The sequence below is a fragment of the Vibrio sp. JPW-9-11-11 genome (assembly GCF_013369335.1).
Lineage (GTDB): Bacteria > Pseudomonadota > Gammaproteobacteria > Enterobacterales > Vibrionaceae > Vibrio.
This window is the reverse complement of the sequence record NZ_SZQJ01000004.1, coordinates 271,343-294,258: the sequence shown is the minus strand read 5'-3', so window position 1 is coordinate 294,258 and position 22,916 is coordinate 271,343. Positions and strand designations below refer to the sequence as shown.

Genomic DNA, 22,916 nt, shown 5'->3' with positions numbered 1-22,916 from the left:
TCAATTAACCGATGTTCTTACGTGCGTTTTGGAACATACGCATCCAAGCACCATTCTCACCCCAACCTTCTGGAGACCAAGAGTTAGCTACCGTACGGAAGACACGCTCTGGGTGCGGCATCATGATAGTCACGCGGCCATCTTGAGTCGTTAGACCCGTGATAGCGTTTGGCGAGCCGTTCGGGTTGTTCGGGTATTGCTGCGTTGGGTTACCGTGGTTGTCGACATAACGCACGGCAACTGTACCTGATGCTTCAATCGCTGCTAGGTGGTCAGCATCCCGTACTTCTACGCGACCTTCACCGTGAGACACTGCGATTGGCATACGAGAACCAGCCATGCCGTCGAAGAATACAGAGTCAGACTTTTGAACTTCTACTAGGCTGAAGCGAGCTTCAAAACGCTCAGATTCGTTGCGAACAAAACGTGGCCATAGGTCTGCACCTGGGATTAGCTCTTTAAGGTTCGATAGCATCTGACAACCGTTACACACACCTAGAGAGAACGTATCTTCACGTTGGAAGAAGCCTTCAAACTGGTTACGCGCTTGTTCGTTGAACAGGATAGATTTCGCCCAACCTTCACCAGCACCTAGAACGTCACCGTAAGAGAAGCCACCACAAGCTACTAGGCCTTGATATTCTTCTAGAGCAGCTTGACCCGTTAGAATGTCGCTCATGTGAATATCCGTTGCTTCAAAGCCTGCGCGGTCAAAGGCTGCAGCCATCTCTACATGAGAGTTAACGCCCTGCTCACGTAGGATTGCCATCTTAGGCTTAGCACCTTTCGCAATGTAAGGCGCTGCGATGTCTTCGTTCACGTCGAAGCTTAGCTCAACGTTTAGACCTGGGTCAGAGTTGTCTTTCTTCGCCTCAAACTCTTGGTCAGCACATGCTGGGTTATCACGCAGAGCTTGCATCTTATGCGTAGTCTCAGCCCAGATAGTACGTAGTTCAGTACGGTTACGTTCAAGAACGACAGTATCACCAGAAGTGATCACTAGCTCATCAGATGCTTCGACAGAGCCAATTACATGAGAACATGCCTCAAGGCCATTTGCTGCTAACGTTGAAAGTACAGCGTCTAAATCTTCGTTCTTAACCTGAAGTACTGCACCTAGCTCTTCATTGAATAGTGCAGCTAGAGCATCAGCACCTAATGCTTCAATGTTCGCTTTAACACCACAGTGACCCGCAAATGCCATCTCAGCTAGAGTAACGAATAGACCGCCATCGCCTTTATCGTGGTAAGCCACGACTTGGTCGTTCGCAACTAGAGTCTGAACGCCTTGGTAGAAACCTTTTAACTGCGCTGCGTTATCTACGTCTGCTGGCTTATCACCAAGCTGCTTGTAAACCTGTGCTAGAGCTGTTGCACCTAGACGATTTTGACCATTACCTAGGTCGATAAGTACTAATGAAGTATCGCCTTTGTCTGTGCGTAATTGCGGAGTGATTGTCTTACGCACATCTTCAACACGAGCAAACGCAGTGATGATGAGAGATAACGGAGACGTGACTTCTTTCTGCTCACCGTTCTCTTCCCACTTGGTCTTCATCGACATTGAGTCTTTACCCACAGGGATAGTCAGTCCAAGTGCTGGACATAACTCTTCACCTACCGCTTTCACCGCTTCGTAAAGACCTGCATCTTCACCCGGGTGACCTGCTGGAGACATCCAGTTAGCAGACAGTTTAATGTGTTTGATATCACCGATGTTTGTCGCAGCGATGTTAGTGATTGCCTCACCCACTGCTAGACGAGCAGATGCGCCAAAGTCTAGAAGAGCAACAGGCGTGCGCTCACCCATAGACATCGCTTCACCGTGGTAAGTATCGTAGCTTGCTGCAGTCACTGCACAGTTAGCGACTGGCACCTGCCATGGGCCAACCATTTGGTCACGCGCCACTAGGCCAGTCACTGTGCGGTCACCGATAGTGATAAGGAATGTTTTCTCTGCGACCGTTGGCAGACGTAGAACACGATCTGCTGCTTCGTTTAGCTCAATGCCATCACGGTTAACCGCTGGGTTGTTAGCCTTTAGCGTTTTCGCATCGCGGTGCATCTTAGGTGTTTTACCTAAAAGCACGTCCATTGGCATGTCGATTGGCGTGTTGTCGAAGTGTGAATCTTCAAGTTTTAGTTCACGTTCTTCAGTTGCAATGCCTACTACTGCGTATGGGGCGCGTTCACGCTTACAGATCGCATCGAAGACTGCCATGTTCTCTGGCGCAACCGCCATTACGTAACGCTCTTGCGATTCATTACACCAGATTTCAAGTGGGCTCATGCCTGGTTCGTCGTTTGGTACATCACGTAGCTGGAAGATACCACCACGCTCGCCGTCATCTACTAGCTCTGGAAGTGCGTTAGAGATACCGCCCGCGCCCACATCGTGGATAAATGCAATTGGGTTCTCTTCACCAAGCTGCCAACAACGGTCGATCACTTCCTGACAGCGGCGTTCCATCTCTGGGTTTTCACGCTGTACAGAAGCGAAATCTAGATCTTCCGCTGATTGACCAGACGCCATTGAAGATGCCGCACCACCACCAAGGCCGATGTTCATCGCAGGACCACCCAATACGATTAGGCTTGCACCTACCGGGATCTCTTTCTTCTGCACGTGCTCGTCACGGATGTTACCCATACCACCAGCAATCATGATCGGCTTGTGGTAACCGCGAACCTCAACACCGGCGTGAGAGTTCACTTTTTCTTCGTAAGTACGGAAGTAACCCAGTAGGTTTGGACGACCAAATTCGTTGTTGAACGCCGCGCCACCAAGTGGGCCTTCTAGCATGATGTCTAGAGCGTTAACGATGCGACCTGGCTTACCGAAATCTGTTTCCCATGGCTGTTCGAAACCAGGAATACGTAGGTTAGACGTTGTGAAACCAACCAGACCCGCTTTTGGCTTACCACCGATACCTGTTGCGCCTTCGTCGCGGATTTCACCACCAGAGCCTGTCGAAGCGCCCGGCCAAGGAGAGATAGCCGTTGGGTGGTTGTGCGTTTCCACCTTCATCAGGATGTGCGCTTTCTCGTGGCTGTAACCGTACTGGCGAGTCTCAGGGTTGGGGAAGAAACGACCTACATCTGAACCGACCATAACTGCTGCGTTATCTTTGTACGCAGACAGCACGTTTTCTGGTGTGGTTTCGAAAGTGTTCTTGATCATCTTGAACAAAGACTTCTCTTGCTTAACGCCGTCGATAGTCCAGTCTGCATTGAAGATCTTGTGACGACAGTGCTCTGAGTTCGCCTGGGCAAACATCATTAGCTCGATGTCGGTTGGGTTACGATCTAGCTTATTTACGAACGCATCGTAAAGGTATTCAATTTCATCATCGGCGAGTGCCAAGCCTAGGGTAACGTTTGCCTTTTCAAGCGCAGCACGACCACCGTTTAATAGGTCAACGTCTGCTACAGGAGCTGGTTCAGCCACTTGGAACAGCGCTTGAGCTGATTCAAATTCAGCGAATACCACTTCCATCATGCGATCATGCAGAATCGCTTTTAGTTCAACCAATTGAAGTTCGGTGAGCTCAGCCGATGTTTCGACGTAGTAAGCCGTACCGCGCTCTAGACGAACCACTTTATCGAGACCACAGTTGTTGGCGATGTCTGTCGACTTAGAAGACCAAGGAGAGATAGTACCCGGACGAGGCGTCACTAGCAGAAGTAGGCCTTCTGGCGAATGCTCTTCAATTGTAGGACCGTAAGTCAGTAGTTTTTCTAACTTCTCAACTTCTTGAGCGTCAAGATCAGCGGATAATTCAGCAAAGTGAGCGAACTCTGCGTAAATGCCAGTCACTGGCAAGCCTAGTTCACGACAAAGCTCTAGAAGCTTGTTAACACGAAATTCAGATAGAGCTGGGGAGCCACGAAAAATTCTCATGTGCTTAGGTCTCTTATGCAATTGGTTAAGGTCTAATGACCTGAGGTGATATTGGAATAAATTCAGTGGGTTACTGTATTTTCTTCGAAGCTATTCCCGAAGGTTTGCCAAACCTATGCCGATTCCACCTCTGCGTTTGCGAGCGCATTATAAAGCAAATGTTTTTGTGATGTAACACCAAAAGCAACCGTTTGCGTCATTTTTTTTGTCAATTTTGAAATACAACCAAAATCCAAAAGTGAGATCGCTTACGTCGCAGAGCAATGGTTTGGCTTGCCTTGTTATACCACTTTGATATAAATGCCCTATTGAATGCGTGAGATTGTCGTTAATGAAAAAGCATTACCTTAAACAGCTTAAATCATTCAGTGCACTGGTATTTACCGTGCTACTAGTGTCGGGCTGTCAAATCGAGTCTGAGCCGAAGAGCGAGCTAGAGCAGATCAAAGAGCGTGGCGTATTGCGAGTGGGCACTCTCAACAACCAGCTCTCCTACTATATCGGCCCTGACGGTCCGGCGGGGCTCGACTATGAGTTGGCGCGAGAGTTTGCCAATGAGCTCGGCGTACAACTAGAAATGAAACCGGCTTATCGAATTTCTAGCCTCTATCCGGCATTAAGACACGGCGAGATTGATATCATCGCGGCAGGCTTAACCCAGTCGCCCGAGCGGTTGCGCGCTTTTCGCCCTGGCCCCGCTTATTATTATGTCAGCCAGCAACTGGTGTACAAAAAAGGCAACTGGCGGCCACGAAACATTGAGCAGCTTCTTGTCAGACAAGCTCAACTAATCGAAGAAAACGACGGCGAGAATGTACTGCGCATTGTCAGCGACTCTCATTTCAATCAAAGTTTGGCCGAGATTCAGGCTCAACACAGTGACTTTTCATACGATATTGACCCTAACGCCGATGTCAACGATCTACTCAAAGCCGTCTCACAAGGCGAGCTGCGTTTTACCGTTGCAGATTCAGTCGAAGTCTCACTGTCACAACGTATTTATCCCGATATCGCGTTAGCGTTTGAGCTGACGGAAGACCAGCCGATTTCTTGGTTTTTACGCCGTTCACAAGACGAAAGCCTGTACGGCTTATTGATCGAGTACTTTGGTAGCGTTCAACAGTCAGGCCATCTTGCGTCACTGGAAGAAAAATACATCGGTCATATCAGTAGCTTTGATTACGTCGACACTCGCGCATTTATACGAGCGCTCGACTCTAAGCTGCCTAAATGGTCGCCGCTATTTAAAAAGTACTCCGACGAGTTTGACTGGCGCCTAGTTGCAGCACTGGCCTACCAAGAGTCACACTGGAACCCGCGCGCCAAATCCCCAACCGGTGTGCGCGGAATGATGATGCTCACCTTACCGACCGCCAAAAGTGTCGGGGTCACCAACCGCCTAGATCCAGAACAGTCGGTACGCGGTGGGGTCGAGTATCTGCGACGCATTGTTGGCCGTATCCCAGATTCAATTGAGCAGCACGAAAAGATCTGGTTTGCGCTCGCCTCGTACAATGTCGGCTACGGGCATATGATGGACGCCCGTCGCTTAACCAAAAAACAAGGGGGCAACCCTGACGCCTGGTCGGATGTTAAAGACCGCTTACCGTTACTCAGACAGAAAAAATACTACAGCCAAACTCGCTATGGCTTTGCCCGTGGTGACGAGGCTCGCAATTACGTCGAGAATATCCGTCGCTATTATCAGAGCATCATTGGTCATGTCGAACAGCAATCGGAAGAGAGCCAAGATGTCAACGTGGATGACCTTGTTGTCATAGAGTTTGCCGAAGATGAGGACAACAGCGACGAGCTTGCCGAGGAACGAGCTCAAGAAAGTGAGCAGGAAAACGACCCAGAGATGGTCGAAGAGTAATAACGATCACAAGCGTCGTGCCTTCCCATCACGACGTACTTGACTTATCTACTCGAAAACCATACAAAATAGCGTATTCCAGATGGGGTGACCGAGCTTACCAATATGGTCATTTATAGAACAGATCGTTTTTACGGCCTGTTTATCAATGACCTAACGGGTCTTGCTCACCAAATCTTCTTTTCATTACCAGAGGAGGTTGTTTTATGCTGAGACGTAAATTGCAGTCAAAACGCCTTAATAAAACCGTTGCTGCGAATCGCCGTAAACGTATGATCAGCAACAACAAGAAAAAGGTGATTGCTCGTCACCGCGCGTTCATGCAGCTAATCTGTGCGGCATAACCACTAACAGCAAACATCTTAAAGTTAAGATGTTTGCTTAAAACCTTTCGCAGCTACTTATTCAAATCCTTCTTACTCTGCCCCTTTTTCGCTTCATGCAAACGTGTAAAACGGGTCGCTTTACGCTGCTTCTTCTGCTCTTTACGTCGACGCTTAAAGAATGATTGCAGTTGCGATCGACATTCGTCTTCTAGTAACCCCTGCTCAACATCCGCATAGTGATACGCCGCTTGGTGTTCGAACAAGTTGAGTACCGTCCCCGCAGCGCCCGCTTTTAAATCTGGCGCCCCAAATACAACACGCTTCACCCTACTATGCAATAGCGCGCCCGCGCACATGGGACAAGGCTCGAGTGTCACATAAAGCGTCGTATCGAGTAGACGGTAGTTTTGCAAAACCTGCCCGGCTTTACGCAGAGTTTGAATCTCAGCGTGAGCCGTTGCATCGTGTTCACCGATTGACTGGTTCCACCCTTCAGCAATGATCTCACCACCTTTTACTAATACCGCGCCTACTGGCACTTCGCCATTTTGCTCGGCCACTTGCGCAAGCTCTATCGCTCGCCGCATAAACTGATGGTCTTCGGGGCTAAAAGGGTCTACTTGTTGGGGGTCACTCATAACTCGTCTCGGTTTAGCGCTGATGATAAATAGTCAATTAAGGTGCGAACTTTTGAAGTTAACATACGGTTTTGTGGATACAATGCCCATATCCCTTCTTGATTGCCACGATAGGAAGTTAAGACTTCTACCAGTTCACCAGTTTCTAAGTAAGGCTGAACATAATAATCGGGAAGTTGTACTATACCTAACCCTTTTAACGCTGCATCGACTAACGCATAGCCACTGTTGCACTGAACTCGTCCTTCAACATGAACTAATCGTTCCGCCCCCTCTTGCTCGAAGCGCCAGTAGTGGTTTGAACCTCTCAAACATTGGTGTTGCTTGAGTTCTGAGAGCGTATGTGGCTCACCATGGCGTTCAAGATACTCGCCACTTGCACACACAAAAACGTGTCGGTCTAACAACTTACGCGCCATCATACTCGAGTCTTCAAGCTTACCTAGACGAATCGCCAAGTCGTAGCCCTCTTGCACCAGATCCATCCGTTGATTCGACAACACTAAGTCGAGTTCGATCTGCGGGTAACGTAATAAAAACTCGTGCATTATTGGCGCAAGAATCCGCTCACCAAACGTGACTGGCGCCGTCATTTTAATTCGCCCTGTTGGCGTGGCTTGCAGTTGTGTGACCGCCAGTTCAGCCAGCATCAATCCATCGACCAGCGGTTTGCAATGCTGATAATACGTCGCCCCCGCTTCCGTCACCGATACTTTACGTGTGGTACGCACAAACAACTTGACCGCAAGCTTCGCTTCCAGTGCGCTAATGCGTCGACTGATGTTGGCCACTGATGTCGATAACTTGATTGCCGCGCGAGTAAAACTCTGTGTTTCAACCACAGCCACAAACTCATTAATGCCTTCCCAACTCGCCATGCCTGCCTCTTTTATTACACAATCGTAATAGTCTATTTCATATACATGTAATTATCATTAATTTAGAAACAAATATACTGTGACCATCGAAGGCAAACGGCTCTAAGTGAACTAGTCTTAGTGAGTTGGCCGTTGGCTCAAACTCTGACCTTAATAGATAGGAATGACCATGACTGAACAATTTATCAAATCGCGCGCAGCGGTGGCTTGGGGCCCTAATCAACCTCTTAAAATGGAACAAGTGGACGTAATGCTGCCAAAAGCGGGAGAAGTACTGGTACGAATTGTCGCAACGGGTGTCTGTCACACCGATGCCTTTACTCTATCGGGTGAAGATCCTGAAGGTATTTTCCCCAGCATTCTAGGCCATGAAGGCGGGGGAATTGTGGAAATGGTTGGCGAAGGTGTTACCAGTGTTGCCGTCGGTGACCACGTGATCCCTCTTTACACCGCCGAATGTGGCGAGTGTAAATTCTGCAAGTCTGGTAAAACCAACCTTTGCCAAGCGGTCCGTGAAACGCAAGGTAAGGGCCTAATGCCAGACGGCACAACTCGTTTTTACAAAGATGGCCAACCCATCTACCACTACATGGGCTGCTCAACCTTCTCTGAGTATACCGTACTCCCTGAAATTTCACTCGCCAAAGTCAATAAAGAAGCGCCACTCGAAGAAGTGTGCCTGCTAGGCTGTGGTGTCACGACCGGAATGGGTGCGGTGCTCAACACCGCCAAAGTTGAGAAAGGTGATACTGTCGCTATCTTCGGTCTAGGAGGCATTGGCCTATCCGCGATCATTGGCGCTCGTATGGCGGGCGCAAGTCGCATTATCGGTATCGACATTAACGAGAGTAAATTCGAGCTCGCACAACAACTTGGGGCAACAGACGTCATTAACCCACAAAAAGTCGACAAACCGATTCAAGAGGTGATTATTGAGATGACCGACGGCGGCGTTGATTACTCATTTGAGTGTATCGGTAACGTCAATGTTATGCGCCAAGCGCTCGAGTGCTGCCATAAAGGCTGGGGCGAGTCTGTGATCATCGGGGTAGCAGGGGCAGGTCAAGAGATCGCCACCCGCCCATTCCAACTGGTCACTGGTCGCGTATGGCGTGGTAGCGCGTTTGGCGGTGTTAAAGGTCGCAGCGAACTACCAGAGATCGTTGAGCGCTACATGGCTGGTGAGTTTGGCTTACAAGAGTTTATTACCCACACCATGCCACTGGAAGAGATAAATCAAGCCTTTGACCTTATGCACAAAGGGGAAAGCATTCGCAGCGTCATTCATTATTAATTCACGTCAAAGGCAGTGCAGTAGCGCTGCCTACACCCCCTTCTAGGATCACTTATGACGATAGAAAATATCAGCCAAGCCAAAGTTTTTTCTGGCTTTCACAAACAGTACCAGCATCACTCACAGGTACTGAACTGCGCTATGCGGTTTGCTATTTTTCTGCCACCGCAAGCGAGCAAAACTAACCCAGTTCCGGTCCTTTATTGGCTATCGGGGCTCACTTGCAGCGATGAGAACTTTATGCAAAAAGCGGGGGCTTTTCGTATGGCGGCTAAGTTAGGTATCGCCATCGTTGCTCCCGATACCAGCCCACGTGGTGAAGGGGTTGCCGATGCCCCCGACGGCGCCTACGACCTTGGTTTAGGCGCTGGATTTTATGTCAACGCGACTCAATCGCCGTGGCAAACGCATTACCAAATGTACAGCTATGTCGTCGAAGAACTACCAAAGCTTGTTGAGCAGTATTTTCCTGTCACTCAAGCACGCTCGATTGCGGGTCACAGTATGGGCGGTCACGGCGCGCTGATGATTGGCTTAAAAAACAGCGACCGTTATCGCTCCATCTCAGCTTTTAGCCCCATCGCCACCCCCATCAATTGCCCTTGGGGACAAAAAGCTTTTAGCCACTACTTGGGTAACGACCCGCAAGCATGGAAAACGTACGACAGTGTCGAGCTGTTAAAAGCCCACCAAGCAAGCGTGCCTATTTTGGTGGATCAAGGTGAAGAGGACGGCTTTTTGCAACAACAACTCAACCCTGAGCGCCTGCTTGCTGCGGCAGAAGAGTCTGGCAGTACGGTAAAACTTCGCATGCAGCCTGGTTACGACCACAGTTACTTCTTCATTCAGAGTTTTATCGACGATCACCTTAAATTCCATGCCTCTTACTTGAACGACTAAAACAACAAAGCCCGTCACAAGTGACGGGCTTTGCTTTTATTGGGCCGCTTACATGGTGTAAGTGTATGGCGCTTGAATACCTAATGGAATACCAAGCATCCAGTATGCGACTAAGAAGATTGACCAACCAATCAACATCGCAATCGAGAATGGCATCATCAAAGAAGCGAGCGTACCGATACCCGTCGACTTCACGTAACGCTGACAGTAAACCACAACGAGTGGGAAGAAGACCATCAGAGGTGAAATGATGTTCGATACCGAATCACCAACGCGGTAAGCCGCCTGAGAAAGCTCCGGAGAGATCCCCACCGCCATCAGCATAGGGACTAGAATTGGGCCGATCAACGCCCACTTAGCCGACGCAGAACCGATCAACAAGTTAACCGCCGCCGTCAATAAAATCATGCCGATGATGGTCGCTTCGCCAGGCAAGTTCATCGCTTTTAGCCCTTCTGCACCATACAGCGCCAGCATAGTACCGATATTTGACTGCGCAAACGCCGATAGGAACTGAGCACAAAAGAACGACATCACAATGTAGGCACCCATGGTCGACATAGTGTCTGACATGGCTTTAATAATGTCGTTGCTGGTTTTGAACGTACCTGAGACTTTACCGTACACGTAGCCTGGAATGATAAACAGGATAAAAATCAGCGGGACAATCGACTGCATAATCGGTGCAGAGAAAGCGGTAATTTCACCGTCTGGCGAACGAAGCGCTGAATTTTCAGGAATCAGAGCTGCGACCAGCAGCGTAATCCCCGCCAGCATCGCCCAACCAGCATAACGGAATGCTTTCGATTCAATCTCAGTGAACGTACCCAGATCAGGAGCAGTTTCCGCATCTTCGTCGATAGGAGTGTTCGCCAAGCGTGGTTCAATAATCTTCTCTGTGACATACCAACCGATCGCAACAATAATGACAGACGAGATACCGGTAAAGAAGATGTTCGCTAGCGGATTCACCACATATTCTGGGTCAAGAACATTGGCGGCTGTTTGGGTAAAGCCAGCTAACAGAGGATCGATACCAGAAGGAATGAAGTTAGCAGAAAAACCACCCGATACGCCTGCAAACGCTGCTGCGATACCTGCCAGAGGGTGACGTCCCGCAGCATGGAAAATGATACCGCCTAACGGAATAACCAATACGTAACCTGCGTCCGCAGCTGTATGTGACACAATCGCCACTAAAATCAGCATCGGCGTGAGTAGCTTGGCTGGTGTAAAGTTAAGCATCTTCTTAAGGCCCGTAGTAATAAAGCCAGAAGAGTCCGCTACACCGACACCGAGCATCGCGACAAGGACAATACCCAAAGGAGCAAAACCAGTGAAGGTTTTGACCATGTTCGCGAGGAAGCTTGCTAAAGATTCGCCAGTTAAAAGGTTATTGATTGCAAGTGCTTCACCCGAACGCGGGTTGATAAGATCAAAACTTACGTTTGATAGCAGTGCCGAAGCAGCCCAAGTGATGACGAGGGCCCAAAAGAACAGGATCGCAGGATCAGGAATTTTGTTGCCTGCGCGTTCAATAAAGTTTAAAAAGCGGTCCATTCCACTCGGCTGTGGCGATGGTGACTGATTGATTGCTTGGTTACTCATGGTAACTCCATATGTGATGTTGTTGCCTAAGGCCTTTGGCTATTATTATGGCGGCCTATTTTCGCGGAACATTCTATTAAATCCCTATCAATAAAGCACAAGGTTCTAAAGGTTTTTCCATATTTGGAGACATATTTTGCAAAAACGCCATCAACGTGCAACAAAGTCAATACACTCCTACCTAACACAATCAAACAAGTTTGAAACTAAATTGCAAAACATATCGTACGCAAGCAGATAAAGACTAATCATCACTGGTGGTTATGGACCACTCGAGCCCTCTGCGCGGTTTGACAACATCGTCAGTAACGACAGAGATTGCGCTTGGCCACTTTGACTGACCCAACTCACGGTAATAAGCACACGCTTGAGCTCAACCTCAGAGTGTGTCGCAACAGACATGACCTGCCACTCAAGCGAATAGGGGGCATAGCGGACAGATTCGCTTCCTGACTCAAAACCCGCAAAGTCAGACCACGAAATGGCACCATTAGCACTACGAGCTCGAAGTAACTCTAAGGACTGCTCGGCGAGATTCAACGCAGCCATGCTCGACGTCGCGTGTGCAGCTTCATGTTTCACCCTCACCTGCAGCTTGGCCAGTCCGAGTATCGCTACGCTGACTAATGTAAGCGCCACCAATACTTCCATCAAAGTCACACCTCGGTGTTTATTCACTCCCCCATCCCCCTCTACGCCAAACGAACTGAGGATCGTTTGCGGGTGCGGTTAAATCTACCTGGTAGGTAAAAAAGCGATTGATGCGGAAGTGATTCTCTTCGGCGTAAACAAGATAGGTGTTTGCGGAGCTTTGCTCTATTCCAACCTCTTCAAGTTGAAGCTCGTTGGAACAGAGTTCGAATTCAAGAGTGTGAGTCGCGGCGTACTGAGCTTCAATATCCGCCTCATACTGAGCGACCAACGCTACTGCGCACTCTATTCCTCCTTCTGCACGCCAGTGTAACTGGCGCTGTTTGAGCTCATTTTGCGCGCGTTTTAACTGATAAAATACCGTTTTCATCATGCCTAAGCTGAGCATTAAGGTTACCGCGAGCAGTGCCGTGGTCATCAATAGCGTGATGGCGCCGCGGGAAGAGGAGATTCTTTTCATCAACCGTTCCTCATCGCCACAGTAAGGTGTAATTGATGTATCACTCTCAGGTCAGCGACTAGCTCAGCGGAGAGTGTTATTGTAACAACATGCCTTTCGACGCCCCCCACCAAACTCGACTGACGATGAAGAGTAAATTCTGTCACCGATATCTGCTTAGGGTTGAAGAGATTAAAACAGTTACCATGCCAACCAGATTGCGCGGCTTGAGCAAAAGTGGGCGGTTCAGGACGCTCCTTTTCACACAGCAGCAAGCCATGCCCCAAATCAGGCTCAGAGGCCAACTGGTGCTGAAACACAACACTGCGAAATGCGCGGTTACCAGAAGGCGCAATACGGTAGACATAACCCAAGCGACTCGGACTCTGTGCTAGTGCCACTACGCGGGTTTCACCGCTCAAATAAGTCGCAGATGCGTCGTCGTCGTTATACCCAGCTTGGAGCAAATCTCGCTTAATCTGCAATCCAGTACTGGCTAAGTTTTGCACCAACAATAACTGTTTGGCCTGTTGGGTCACGAGCTTTTGTCCACTTAACCCTACACTAGCCACCATCCCCAGCACTAAGCTGCCCAAAAGCACAGCCGACAATAGCTCCAATAAACTGCCGCCTCGCTGACTAAGCCCTATTCGCACGCTGGAAACCCGTAGTGAGACGCATCAACACCGCATACAATCACCCGATTTCCCCCAAATGAGGTCGCAATCTTGAGTTTTGTGTTTGGCTGCATCGCACTATAAAACGTCAGGCTACCCGACTTGATTCGGCCTCGTTGGCCACTGAATTTAATTTTATTTGCCGAGTAGGTCCAGGTTAGGATCAGTTGACGATAACGTTCAGCCGGAAAATGCAGCACGACCTCTCCGGCGTCAGGTTGATTTGAATCAGTCAGGCGCAGCCACCAAGAGTCAGTGGTTTCGTGGTCGATATGCGCCCACAAATCTTGATGACGCCATATTGCTTCTGAACGCGCCTGAGCCATGAAGCCACTCATCTCATGGGCAAAACTTTTCATCTGGTTGCGACTACTCACGGCGGTGACCGACGGCGCAGCGACACTCAATAACAGACTGAGGATGACTAGAGTTATCAAGAGTTCTAAGAGGGTGAAGCCGCGAGTCATTTCGCACATTTGTATGTAAGCCAATAAGTAGAGTGAGTTTCATCTTGTTGAAATGCTAACAGCTCTGAACAATGAGCGAGTACAGGTTAACTAAGGCTGGGAAGCAATGAATACTTATGGCTGCAAACTGAGTGAAAAAAGAGTAACCGGAATGACGTTGATCGAACTGATCGTGGTAGTGGCCATCATTGCACTTTTGGCGAGCATCGCTTATCCCAATTATCAAAATTACTTATTGCGCGCGCAGCGTATTACCGCCATGGCCGACTTGGCACTCCTGCAGCTCGAATTAGAACGGCGCTACCAAACCGACTATCAACAGGCTGCTGAAGGCATTCTCTCTGAGCATTATTGCTACGGATGCCAAAGCGATACCACGCGTTTTAGGCTCGATATTGAGACGACGGAAAACAGCTACCTGATTATTGCAACTCCCCTGGCAATTCAGCAATACGATCGCTGTGGTCAAACTCGCTACGTTCGCTTATCGGTCGATCATCGAGGTAAGACCTCACCTCAAGAATGCTGGCATTAAACGGCAAGCAACAAAAAGGCCTGCATCGGCAGGCCTTAAAAATACACAGAATGTCAGCTTAGCTGGTTAAATCATCAAAGAATTTCTTAACACCGTTAAAGAAGCCCTCAGATTTTGGCTTATGTTTTGTTGCCGCTTCACCGCCACAAGACTCTTCAAACTCTTTGAGTAGTTCTTTTTGACGTGAGCTTAAATTAACTGGCGTTTCAACAACCAGTTTAACGATCAGATCGCCAACACCGCCGCCACGAACGCCTTTCACACCTTTACCACGCATACGGAACATGCGCCCCGTTTGAGTTTCTGTCGGAACTTTCAGGTTGACACGGCCATCTAAAGTCGGGACTTCCACTTCGCCACCGAGTGCTGCCATCGCAAAGCTCACTGGCACTTCGCAGTATAGGTTGTTGCCATCGCGTTCAAAGATATGGTGCTCTTTGACGTGAACTTGTACGTAAAGATCCCCTGCCGGTGCCCCCATTTCTCCGGCTTCACCTTCGCCAGAGAGGCGAATACGATCGCCAGTATCCACCCCTGCAGGGATCTTAACGTTAAGGGTTTTGGTTTGCTGTTTGCGACCTTGCCCATGACACACATTACATGGGTCTTTAATGATTTTACCTTTACCGTGACAAGTCGGACAGGTTTGTTGTACGGCAAAGAAGCCTTGACGCATCTGAACCTGGCCGTGACCATGACAGGTACCACAAGTTTCGGCAGAGGTACCTTTCTTCGCTCCACTCCCCTCACAGCTATCACAGTGAACTAGGGTCGGAACTTCGATCTCTTTAGAAACACCACGGACCGCCTCTTCTAATGTCAGCTCCATGTTGTAACGTAAATCAGCACCACGCTGTGCACGATGACCACCACCGCCACCACGACGACCGCCACCAAAGATATCGCCAAACACGTCGCCAAAGATGTCGCCGAAGTCTGCACTGCCGCCACCGAAGCCGCCACCGCCCATACCACCTTGTTCAAAGGCAGCGTGACCATACTGGTCATAAGCCGCTTTCTTCTGCGGATCCAATAGCACTTCGTACGCTTCTTTTACTTCTTTAAACTTATCTGACGCGGAGTCGTCACCCTGGTTACGGTCAGGATGGAATTTCATCGCCAAGCGCTTATACGCTTTTTTAATATCGCGTTCTGACGCATCACGGCTTACGCCTAATACTTCGTAAAAATCACGTTTCGACATGTTCTTCGTCACCAATTAAAAACTACTTAAGAGACTAGATGCTAGTTCCTAGTGCCTAGACGCTCCCAACTCTTCAAATTTCACTCTAAGAACTAGGAACTAGTATCTATACAACAACGGTTTACAAACATACGGGCGTGTGAGTTTCCTCAAACGCCCGCATCATCAATTAAGTTAAGTCAGAATCAAGAATTACTTCTTGTCTTCCTTTACTTCTTCAAACTCAGCATCAACAACATCGTCGTCTTGCTTAGGCTGTTCGCCTGCTTCCGCGCCTTGTTGAGCTTGAGCTTGCTGCTGAGCGATTTCCATCAGTTTTTGAGCTGCAGTCATAAGGGCTTGAACTTTCGCGTCAATCGCTTCTTTGTCTTCACCTTTACGAGCTTCTTCTAGCTCACTGATCGCTGCTTCAATCTTCTCTTTCTCATCAGCAGGAAGCGCATCACCCGCTTCTTCAACTTGCTTACGAGTACCGTGAATCATTTGGTCAGCTTGGTTACGTGCAGTCGCTAGCTCTTCGAACTTCTTGTCCGCTTCTTTGTTCGCTTCTGCTTCTTGTACCATTTTTTCGATTTCGTCATCGCTCAGACCGCCAGAAGCTTGGATAGTGATCTTCTGCTCTTTGCCAGTCTGCTTGTCTTTCGCTGATACGTGTAGGATACCGTCCGCATCAAGGTCGAAAGTCACTTCAATTTGTGGCATACCACGTGGTGCAGGTTGAATGCCTTCTAGGTTGAATTGACCTAGAGACTTGTTGTACATCGCCTGCTTACGCTCACCTTGTAGCACGTGGATAGTTACCGCGCTCTGGTTATCTTCTGCTGTCGAGAACACTTGGTTCGCTTTGGTTGGGATAGTGGTGTTCTTCTCAACCAATTTAGTCATTACGCCGCCCATCGTCTCGATACCTAGAGATAGAGGAGTAACGTCTAGTAGTAGAACGTCTTTCACGTCACCAGCAAGTACACCACCTTGGACTGCAGCACCCATTGCTACTGCTTCGTCTGGGTTCACGTCGCGGCGTGCTTCTTTACCGAAGAACTCTGCGACTTTCGCTTGAACCATAGGCATACGAGTCTGACCACCTACTAGGATAACGTCAGTGATGTCGTTAACCGATAGGTCTGCGTCAGCTAGAGCAACTTTTAGCGGCTCTAGAGAGCGTTGTACTAGATCTTCGACTAGAGACTCTAGTTTCGCACGTGTTACTTTAACGTTCATGTGCTTAGGACCCGTTGCGTCCGCAGTCACGTATGGTAGGTTCACGTCAGTTTGAGAAGTAGAAGAAAGCTCGATTTTCGCTTTCTCAGCAGCTTCTTTCACACGCTGCATCGCTAGTGGATCGTTCTTAAGATCGATACCTTGCTCTTTCTTGAATTCTTCAACCAAGTAGTTGATCATGCGGTTGTCGAAGTCTTCACCACCAAGGTGCGTGTCACCGTTGGTTGCAAGTACTTCAAACGTTTTCTCGCCTTCAACTTCGTCGATCTCGATGATTGAGATATCGAAGGTACCACCACCTAGGTCGTATACCGCGATAGTGCGATCGCCGCCTTTCTTATCAAGGCCGTAAGCAAGCGCTGCCGCTGTCGGCTCGTTGATAATACGCTTAACTTCTAGACCCGCGATACGGCCAGCATCTTTTGTTGCTTGACGCTGAGCATCGTTAAAGTAAGCAGGTACAGTGATAACTGCGCCAGTCACTTCCTCGCCAAGGAAATCCTCAGCGGTTTTCTTCATTTTCTTCAGTACTTCAGCAGAAACCTGAGGAGCTGCCATTTTTTGGCCTTTTGCTTCTACCCAAGCATCGCCGTTATCGGCCTTAACGATTTTGTAAGGCATGATTTGAATGTCGCGCTGCACCTCTTCGTCTTCAAAACGACGGCCGATCAAACGCTTGATTGCAAATAGCGTGTTTTCAGGGTTTGTAACTGCTTGACGTTTTGCTGGCTGACCTACTAGTGTCTCACCGTCTGTGTAAGCAATTACCGATGCAGTGGTACGCTCACCCTCTGCGTTTTCAATTACGCGTGGCTTATCGCCGTCTAGTACCGCAACACATGAGTTAGTAGTACCTAAGTCAATACCAATGATTTTACCCATCAGGCTATCTCCGAATAAGTTTCTATTTTCGTTTTGCTATATCCCCTATGTGGGGATGGAGAATCGGGTTTCAACCCTTGCTCACAAACAAAAATATGATGTTTGTTTGTCTATGCCCAATAGATAAGGGCGGCAAATGGCTTTTCAAGGGAGAGATTAAAAAAAAATAAAAAAAGATTCCTGACATAAAAACAAAAGCGAACCTTAAGGTTCGCTTCTGACTACAGGTATTTCAAAATCTAAGCATTCGCTTGCGCAGGTTTCGCGTCAACGGCTTCTTCCTTACCAATCTCGCCTTCAGTTTTGGCAACGATAGTGTTAACTGCAGTATCACCAACGACGTTAGAAGAAGTACAAAACATATCATTGATACGGTCAACGGCCGCGATGATAGCTAGACCTTCTGGTGGAAGACCGAGTTGGTGAAGCAACACGCCAACCATCACCACACCGCCGCCTGGTACACCACCGGCACCAATTGAAAGCAGCAAAATAGTGAGGCCGAGAGTAAACACGTCAGCGGTGTTAATTGGCTGACCAAATGCGTTGGCAACGAAGATAGTCGCCAATGCGATGTAAATAGACACACCAGACATGTTCATAGTCGCACCAAGCGGCACACCGAAACCTGCCACAGATTTAGACACATTCAGTTTTTCTGTTAGGGTGCGCATCGTGACCGGAATGGTCGCGTTTGAACTTGCTGTCGATAGCGAGAATAGGATCTGCTCACGAGTGGCACGCAGGAAAGTCTTTGGTGACGTACCTGTCGCGATCCCTACTGCCATTGGGTAGAAGAAGAAGATCCAGAACACTAGCATAGACACAACCAGCGCGACGTAACCCGCAACTGACATGAGCGTGTTCGCGTCAAGCGTGGCGCCGAGCTGAATCATCAGTGCGAAGACACCGTAAGGCGCCAGGCTCATCACCAAGCCAACAAGCTTCATCATGATTTCGTTGGCCATTTTAAAGGTACGGATTGCCGGACCACCACGTGAATCAAGCGCTTGAATCGCAAGGCCGGTTAAGATTGCCATAAAGATGATTTGTAACATGTCGCCGTTGGCAAACGCCTGCACAGGGTTGCTTGGCACAATATTGACCACCAAAGAGAAGATATCTGGTGTTTCCGTTGTCGTTAGTTTCACACTCTCCGAAATGGTACCAGCTAGGTTCGCATCGGCACCAGGTTGGAAGATCATACCGATGGTGAGTGCTGCGGTGATAGCAATAATGGTATTGATAATGTACAACGCGAACGTTTTGCCTCCTAGGCGGCCAAACGCTGAGATGTCTTTTAAATCGACAATGCCACATACAATAGATACGTACACCAGCGGGACAACTAGTAGTTTGATCAGCGATACGAACATGCCACCTGCACCTTCAGCAGCGCCTAAAAGGTAGGTATCAAAAATGGCAACGCCGCTAAATAAGTACTGGATAGCTGTACCGATCAGAAGACCAGCAAACAAGCCTACAAAAATCTTGCTTGAAAGCGATTTATCCATCATTCATCTCCAGAATGTTGTGTTTATAATTTATGGTTTTATAGTTTATTCCGCCAGTTTTACCGACGGAGTTCGCACATGGTACACATTAAAGTTACAAAATAAAGACTTTGTTTACGATAATGTTACAAGTTTCAAATCCGAAATTAATTTTCACATAACGTTAGATTAAAGAATAATTCACCAAATCAAGAAGTTGTCGGACCGTACGCAATCTGGTCTGACAGGCAAAAAAAAAGAGAGGCTAAGCCTCTCTTTTCTAAACGTTTTGATTGGAACTATGGGTTATTTTGCAACCATAACCATCGCAGGACGGATAACACGGCCATTGAGTTCATAACCTTTCTGCATCACAAACATCACCGTGTTCGATTCATGATCTGGGCTTTCTTGAATAGACATCGCCTGATGCATCTCTGGATTGAACGTTTCACCCTCAGGATTAATTTCTTTTAGGCCAAACTTAGAGACCGCATCAACAAAGGTTTTATGCGTCAGCTCAACCCCTTCGAGTAATGGTTTAATCACTTCATTCTCGGTGTCAGCCGCTTGAATAGCACGCTCTAAGTTATCAATAACAGGTAGCAACTCTTCAGCAAACTTGTTCAGTGCGTATTTACGTGCTTTATCAATCTCTGTTTCCGTACGACGACGCATGTTTTCAACTTCCGCTTTGGCGCGAAGCACACTGTCTTGTTGCTCTTGAACTTTTGCTTCGCTCGTCAGCAGCGCGGCTTCCAACTGAGCAATCTTAGCGTCTTTCTCATCACCAACTTCTTCTAGCTCCGCTTCTGCCTCTTGCGCAGCCGCTTCAACTTTTTCAGCCTCTTCGATGATTTGATCTAGCTCTTCTTCTGTCACTTTGTTTTCTTCGTTGCTCATGATATCTCCAGAACTCATATCTATTGGTCCCCAATACGTCACGTTTATCGTATTGAGATACACAAAAACTCGCATAAATAGCTAACTTGCCATTATTATGGGGATGAAGATTGTCGATTCAAGCCTATTTGGTGCGGAAAACCTATGAAAAAACCTTTTGAAGTGATCGCCATCATTGGAAAGCCTAGAGATCAGCAAGCCATTGCCACTCACAAAGAACTCTACACTTGGCTGAAAGATCAAGGCTATAAGGTCTACATCGATGATCGTCTGTGTGAAATTTTAGACGATATCCCTAGCGACGACTTTGCCAGCCTAATTCAACTTGGACGTATCGCAGACCTAGCTATCGTGGTTGGCGGCGACGGCAACATGCTCGGTGCAGCACGTGTGTTATCTCGCTTTGATATTTCGGTGATCGGTGTCAACCGTGGCAACCTGGGTTTTCTCACCGACCTCAACCCAGAAGATTTTCAACAAGCCCTGTCGAGCGTATTGGCAGGGGACTTTATAGAAGAAGAACGGTTTCTTTTAGAAGCAGAAGTGCACCGACACGGCCAGGTAAAAAGCCACAATGCGGCACTCAATGAGGCGGTTTTGCACCCAGGTCAAGTGGCGCATATGATTGAGTTTGAAGTCTATATTGATGAAAGCTTCGCTTTTTCGCTGCGCGCCGACGGGCTGATTGTTGCCACACCGACAGGGTCTACCGCCTACTCTTTGTCAGGAGGAGGTCCTATCTTATCGCCCAGCCTCAATGCCATATCATTGGTGCCTATGTTCCCACACACTCTCTCAAGTCGACCATTAGTCGTCGATAGCAAACGTCACATCAAACTGATCGTTTCGCCGGATAATCGCGGCACCCAAGAAGTGAGTTGCGATGGACAGGTATCACTCCCCGTCTCGCCGGGCGATGAAGTGCATATTTACCAGAGCCCGAACGTACTGAAGCTTATTCACCCAAAAGATTACAGTTACTACCACGTGCTTCGAAACAAACTTGGTTGGTCGAGTAAGCTGTTTTAGCGAGAAATTCTTGGAAGGTTGATGTTTAGGCGTCAACCTTTTTTTCTGCATTTAAGATGTAAGTCCCTAACAAAAAACTTAGTATCAGATGCCTACTCAGCAGCATCGTGCACCTCTCGAAAGGTAAAGCCCAATCTCGGAGCGAAGCGCTCTAGCATCTCGAAGGACGAAGTCCGCGCTCGCTCACATTTTTTCTCACCTGCAACTTTACTGTATAAAGAAACAGTATATACTATCTTCTTATACAGTATTGTTCATTTAAACAGGTGCAGGAAATGCTGGCTCATCTAAGTGTTAATAATTTTGCAATTGTTAAGTCTCTACAACTAGAGCTCTCCAAAGGAATGACCACGATCACGGGTGAAACTGGTGCTGGTAAATCAATCGCTATCGATGCGCTGGGGCTCTGTTTGGGTGGGCGCGCCGAAGCCGGCATGGTAAGGCAAGGCGAAGAAAAAACCGAAGTGAGCGCCGCTTTTTCGCTCGAGAACAATATTAACGCCACACGTTGGCTCGAAGACAACGATCTCCTCGACGGCAGTGACTGTATTCTACGCCGTATTATCAGCAAAGAAGGGCGCTCACGAGCTTTCATTAATGGTAGCCCAGTGCCTCTTTCACAACTAAAAGCGTTAGGTCAATTATTGATTAATATTCACGGCCAACACGCTCACCATCAATTGATGAAAAGCGAGTATCAAATGGCGATGCTCGATCAATACGCAGGCCACGCCAACTTACTCAATAACACGCGTAAAGCTTACCAAGCCTGGCGTCAGGCCGACAATCACCTCAAGCAACTAAAAGAGAACAGTGCAGCAAACATGGCACAAAAGCAGTTGCTCGAATATCAGATCAAAGAGCTTAATGAGCTCTCTCTTGGCGAGGATGAATATGAGCAGCTCGAACAAGAACACAAGCGCCTCTCCAATAGCGGCGAGCTTGCCGCTACCTGCCAACAAGCCATCGAACTTATCTACGAGGGTGAAGAGGTTAATGCGCTTGGTATTTTGCAATCGGCCAATCACTCCTTAATTCAGCTCGCAGAACTGGATGAGAAGCTCATCGACTTACCCAATATGGTAGCTGAAGCCATGATTCAGCTCGAAGAAGCCAACAGTGAGTTGCGCAATTATCTCGATAATATCGATGTTGACCCTGCGCGTATGGCCTATGTTGAAGAGCGCTTCTCTAAAGTTATGTCTATCGCGAGAAAACACCACGCTCTGCCCGATGAACTCTATCAACATCATCAAGACCTGCTAGCACAAATCGAGAAACTCGACTGTTCTGATGAACGTATCGAGGAACTGCAATTAGAAGTAGAAGCCAAGTATCAAGACTTTTTAGCTTGTGCAGAAAAGCTGCATAAATCTCGCCTGCGCTATGCCAAAGAGCTCAACAAACTGATCACGGCCAGCATGCATGAACTGAGTATGGAAAAGGCTCAGTTTAGTATTGAAGTGAACAATGAAGGTACGCATCCATCACCACTCGGTATGGATAACGTCTGCTTTGTTGTCTCGACTAACCCCGGTCAACCTATGCAACCTATCGCCAAAGTGGCCTCTGGCGGTGAACTCTCACGCATCTCACTCGCTATCCAAGTGATTACCGCACAAAAAGTCGATACCCCTAGCCTCATTTTCGATGAAGTAGATGTGGGTATTAGTGGGCCAACCGCTGCCGTGGTCGGAAAAATGCTACGTAAACTTGGCGAGTCTACTCAAGTATTGTGTGTTACCCACTTACCGCAAGTGGCTGGCTGTGGCCATCAGCAACTGTTTGTCGCCAAGAAAACCAAAGCAGGAAAAACAGAAACTCAAATGCACCGCCTCGACGACGAGCAACGCGTAACAGAGTTAGCCCGTTTACTTGGCGGCAGTGAAATTACCGACTCAACCTTAGCTAATGCCAAAGAGTTGCTTATCGCAGCTTAACCATGTAACAGAGCCAAAGTTCCCTTTACGGTAGAATTTTGGCTCTACTTTGCA

19 protein-coding genes are annotated in these 22,916 nt (G+C 48.2%); 7 read left to right on the top strand and 12 right to left on the bottom strand.

Going from position 1 to position 22,916, the window contains the following annotated elements; all coding sequences use genetic code 11:
• Positions 1 to 4: 4 nt before the first annotated feature.
• Positions 5 to 3,901, bottom strand: a complete 3,897-nt coding sequence (purL, locus tag FCU94_RS03905; protein ID WP_176287234.1) for a phosphoribosylformylglycinamidine synthase — start codon at positions 3,899 to 3,901, stop codon at positions 5 to 7.
• 331 nt (positions 3,902 to 4,232) lie between these two features.
• On the opposite strand from purL, the gene mltF reads away from it, so the two are divergent.
• The gene (gene mltF, locus FCU94_RS03900) at positions 4,233 to 5,777 is read left to right on the top strand and encodes a membrane-bound lytic murein transglycosylase MltF (protein ID WP_176287233.1); all 1,545 of its coding nucleotides are present in this window, start codon (positions 4,233 to 4,235) and stop codon (positions 5,775 to 5,777) included.
• Positions 5,778 to 5,983: 206 nt separating this feature from the next.
• Positions 5,984 to 6,121, top strand: a complete 138-nt coding sequence (locus FCU94_RS03895) for a hypothetical protein (protein ID WP_176287232.1) — start codon at positions 5,984 to 5,986, stop codon at positions 6,119 to 6,121.
• A gap of 53 nt (positions 6,122 to 6,174) precedes the next feature.
• On the opposite strand, the gene tadA is transcribed toward FCU94_RS03895, so the two are convergent.
• Complete coding sequence (gene tadA, locus FCU94_RS03890) at positions 6,175 to 6,741, bottom strand: tRNA adenosine(34) deaminase TadA (protein ID WP_176287231.1); 567 nt, start codon at positions 6,739 to 6,741, stop codon at positions 6,175 to 6,177.
• Complete coding sequence (locus FCU94_RS03885; protein ID WP_176287230.1) at positions 6,738 to 7,619, bottom strand: LysR family transcriptional regulator; 882 nt, start codon at positions 7,617 to 7,619, stop codon at positions 6,738 to 6,740. The genes tadA and FCU94_RS03885 overlap by 4 nt, the downstream gene beginning before the upstream one ends.
• Positions 7,620 to 7,788: 169 nt before the next feature.
• Between FCU94_RS03885 and FCU94_RS03880 the strand changes: the two genes are divergently transcribed.
• Positions 7,789 to 8,913, top strand: coding sequence for an S-(hydroxymethyl)glutathione dehydrogenase/class III alcohol dehydrogenase (locus tag FCU94_RS03880; RefSeq protein ID WP_176287229.1), 1,125 nt, complete (start codon positions 7,789 to 7,791; stop codon positions 8,911 to 8,913).
• Positions 8,914 to 8,967: 54 nt separating this feature from the next.
• Positions 8,968 to 9,813: an S-formylglutathione hydrolase gene (gene fghA / locus FCU94_RS03875; RefSeq protein ID WP_176287228.1), complete on the top strand. Its 846-nt coding sequence runs from the start codon at positions 8,968 to 8,970 to the stop codon at positions 9,811 to 9,813.
• A 48-nt stretch (positions 9,814 to 9,861) separates the two neighbouring features.
• On the opposite strand, the gene FCU94_RS03870 is transcribed toward fghA, so the two are convergent.
• The 5 genes from FCU94_RS03870 to FCU94_RS03850 all read right to left on the bottom strand — a co-directional run bounded on the left by FCU94_RS03870 (position 9,862) and on the right by FCU94_RS03850 (position 13,655).
• On the bottom strand, positions 9,862 to 11,421 hold the full coding sequence (locus tag FCU94_RS03870; protein ID WP_176287227.1) for an AbgT family transporter: 1,560 nt from the start codon (positions 11,419 to 11,421) through the stop codon (positions 9,862 to 9,864).
• A 261-nt stretch (positions 11,422 to 11,682) separates the two neighbouring features.
• Complete coding sequence (locus FCU94_RS03865; protein WP_176287226.1) at positions 11,683 to 12,099, bottom strand: type IV pilus modification PilV family protein; 417 nt, start codon at positions 12,097 to 12,099, stop codon at positions 11,683 to 11,685.
• A complete protein-coding gene (locus FCU94_RS03860) occupies positions 12,092 to 12,532 on the bottom strand; it encodes a hypothetical protein (RefSeq protein WP_176287225.1) in 441 nt (146 codons plus the stop codon). The genes FCU94_RS03865 and FCU94_RS03860 overlap by 8 nt, the downstream gene beginning before the upstream one ends.
• The gene (locus FCU94_RS03855) at positions 12,532 to 13,167 is read right to left on the bottom strand and encodes a pilus assembly protein PilW (RefSeq protein ID WP_176287224.1); all 636 of its coding nucleotides are present in this window, start codon (positions 13,165 to 13,167) and stop codon (positions 12,532 to 12,534) included. The genes FCU94_RS03860 and FCU94_RS03855 overlap by 1 nt, the downstream gene beginning before the upstream one ends.
• On the bottom strand, positions 13,158 to 13,655 hold the full coding sequence (locus tag FCU94_RS03850) for a GspH/FimT family pseudopilin (protein WP_176287223.1): 498 nt from the start codon (positions 13,653 to 13,655) through the stop codon (positions 13,158 to 13,160). Before FCU94_RS03850 ends, FCU94_RS03855 begins: the two co-directional genes overlap by 10 nt.
• A gap of 106 nt (positions 13,656 to 13,761) precedes the next feature.
• Between FCU94_RS03850 and FCU94_RS03845 the strand changes: the two genes are divergently transcribed.
• Positions 13,762 to 14,190: a type IV pilin protein gene (locus tag FCU94_RS03845; protein ID WP_176287222.1), complete on the top strand. Its 429-nt coding sequence runs from the start codon at positions 13,762 to 13,764 to the stop codon at positions 14,188 to 14,190.
• 58 nt (positions 14,191 to 14,248) lie between these two features.
• Here FCU94_RS03845 and dnaJ read toward each other — a convergent pair whose 3' ends face one another.
• From dnaJ to grpE, 4 genes are all read right to left on the bottom strand, one after another.
• A complete protein-coding gene (gene dnaJ / locus FCU94_RS03840; protein WP_176287221.1) occupies positions 14,249 to 15,394 on the bottom strand; it encodes a molecular chaperone DnaJ in 1,146 nt (381 codons plus the stop codon).
• Between the two features lie 192 nt (positions 15,395 to 15,586).
• Positions 15,587 to 17,497: a molecular chaperone DnaK gene (gene dnaK / locus FCU94_RS03835; protein ID WP_176287220.1), complete on the bottom strand. Its 1,911-nt coding sequence runs from the start codon at positions 17,495 to 17,497 to the stop codon at positions 15,587 to 15,589.
• Between the two features lie 239 nt (positions 17,498 to 17,736).
• On the bottom strand, positions 17,737 to 19,011 hold the full coding sequence (locus FCU94_RS03830; protein ID WP_176287603.1) for a dicarboxylate/amino acid:cation symporter: 1,275 nt from the start codon (positions 19,009 to 19,011) through the stop codon (positions 17,737 to 17,739).
• Between the two features lie 285 nt (positions 19,012 to 19,296).
• Positions 19,297 to 19,893 carry a nucleotide exchange factor GrpE gene (grpE, locus tag FCU94_RS03825; protein ID WP_176287219.1) on the bottom strand — a complete coding sequence of 199 codons (597 nt, stop codon included), beginning with the start codon at positions 19,891 to 19,893 and terminating at the stop codon, positions 19,297 to 19,299.
• Positions 19,894 to 20,037: 144 nt separating this feature from the next.
• On the opposite strand from grpE, the gene nadK reads away from it, so the two are divergent.
• Together nadK and recN are read left to right on the top strand one after the other, a co-directional pair.
• Positions 20,038 to 20,922 (top strand): NAD(+) kinase, encoded by an 885-nt coding sequence (gene nadK / locus FCU94_RS03820; protein ID WP_176287218.1) that lies wholly within the window; start codon positions 20,038 to 20,040, stop codon positions 20,920 to 20,922.
• Between the two features lie 275 nt (positions 20,923 to 21,197).
• Positions 21,198 to 22,862: a DNA repair protein RecN gene (recN, locus tag FCU94_RS03815; protein ID WP_176287217.1), complete on the top strand. Its 1,665-nt coding sequence runs from the start codon at positions 21,198 to 21,200 to the stop codon at positions 22,860 to 22,862.
• The last annotated feature ends 54 nt before the right edge of the window (positions 22,863 to 22,916 follow it).

What these genes read in the sequence shown, in the direction of transcription:
- purL (WP_176287234.1), bottom strand. Translation starts at nt 3,901, where the DNA reads ATGAGAATTTTTCGTGGCTCCCCAGCTCTATCTGAATTTCGTGTTAAC.
- mltF (WP_176287233.1), top strand. Translation starts at nt 4,233, where the DNA reads ATGAAAAAGCATTACCTTAAACAGCTTAAATCATTCAGTGCACTGGTA.
- FCU94_RS03895 (WP_176287232.1), top strand. Translation starts at nt 5,984, where the DNA reads ATGCTGAGACGTAAATTGCAGTCAAAACGCCTTAATAAAACCGTTGCT.
- tadA (WP_176287231.1), bottom strand. Translation starts at nt 6,741, where the DNA reads ATGAGTGACCCCCAACAAGTAGACCCTTTTAGCCCCGAAGACCATCAG.
- FCU94_RS03885 (WP_176287230.1), bottom strand. Translation starts at nt 7,619, where the DNA reads ATGGCGAGTTGGGAAGGCATTAATGAGTTTGTGGCTGTGGTTGAAACA.
- FCU94_RS03880 (WP_176287229.1), top strand. Translation starts at nt 7,789, where the DNA reads ATGACTGAACAATTTATCAAATCGCGCGCAGCGGTGGCTTGGGGCCCT.
- fghA (WP_176287228.1), top strand. Translation starts at nt 8,968, where the DNA reads ATGACGATAGAAAATATCAGCCAAGCCAAAGTTTTTTCTGGCTTTCAC.
- FCU94_RS03870 (WP_176287227.1), bottom strand. Translation starts at nt 11,421, where the DNA reads ATGAGTAACCAAGCAATCAATCAGTCACCATCGCCACAGCCGAGTGGA.
- FCU94_RS03860 (WP_176287225.1), bottom strand. Translation starts at nt 12,532, where the DNA reads ATGAAAAGAATCTCCTCTTCCCGCGGCGCCATCACGCTATTGATGACC.
- FCU94_RS03850 (WP_176287223.1), bottom strand. Translation starts at nt 13,655, where the DNA reads ATGACTCGCGGCTTCACCCTCTTAGAACTCTTGATAACTCTAGTCATC.
- FCU94_RS03845 (WP_176287222.1), top strand. Translation starts at nt 13,762, where the DNA reads ATGAATACTTATGGCTGCAAACTGAGTGAAAAAAGAGTAACCGGAATG.
- dnaJ (WP_176287221.1), bottom strand. Translation starts at nt 15,394, where the DNA reads ATGTCGAAACGTGATTTTTACGAAGTATTAGGCGTAAGCCGTGATGCG.
- dnaK (WP_176287220.1), bottom strand. Translation starts at nt 17,497, where the DNA reads ATGGGTAAAATCATTGGTATTGACTTAGGTACTACTAACTCATGTGTT.
- FCU94_RS03830 (WP_176287603.1), bottom strand. Translation starts at nt 19,011, where the DNA reads ATGGATAAATCGCTTTCAAGCAAGATTTTTGTAGGCTTGTTTGCTGGT.
- grpE (WP_176287219.1), bottom strand. Translation starts at nt 19,893, where the DNA reads ATGAGCAACGAAGAAAACAAAGTGACAGAAGAAGAGCTAGATCAAATC.
- nadK (WP_176287218.1), top strand. Translation starts at nt 20,038, where the DNA reads ATGAAAAAACCTTTTGAAGTGATCGCCATCATTGGAAAGCCTAGAGAT.
- recN (WP_176287217.1), top strand. Translation starts at nt 21,198, where the DNA reads ATGCTGGCTCATCTAAGTGTTAATAATTTTGCAATTGTTAAGTCTCTA.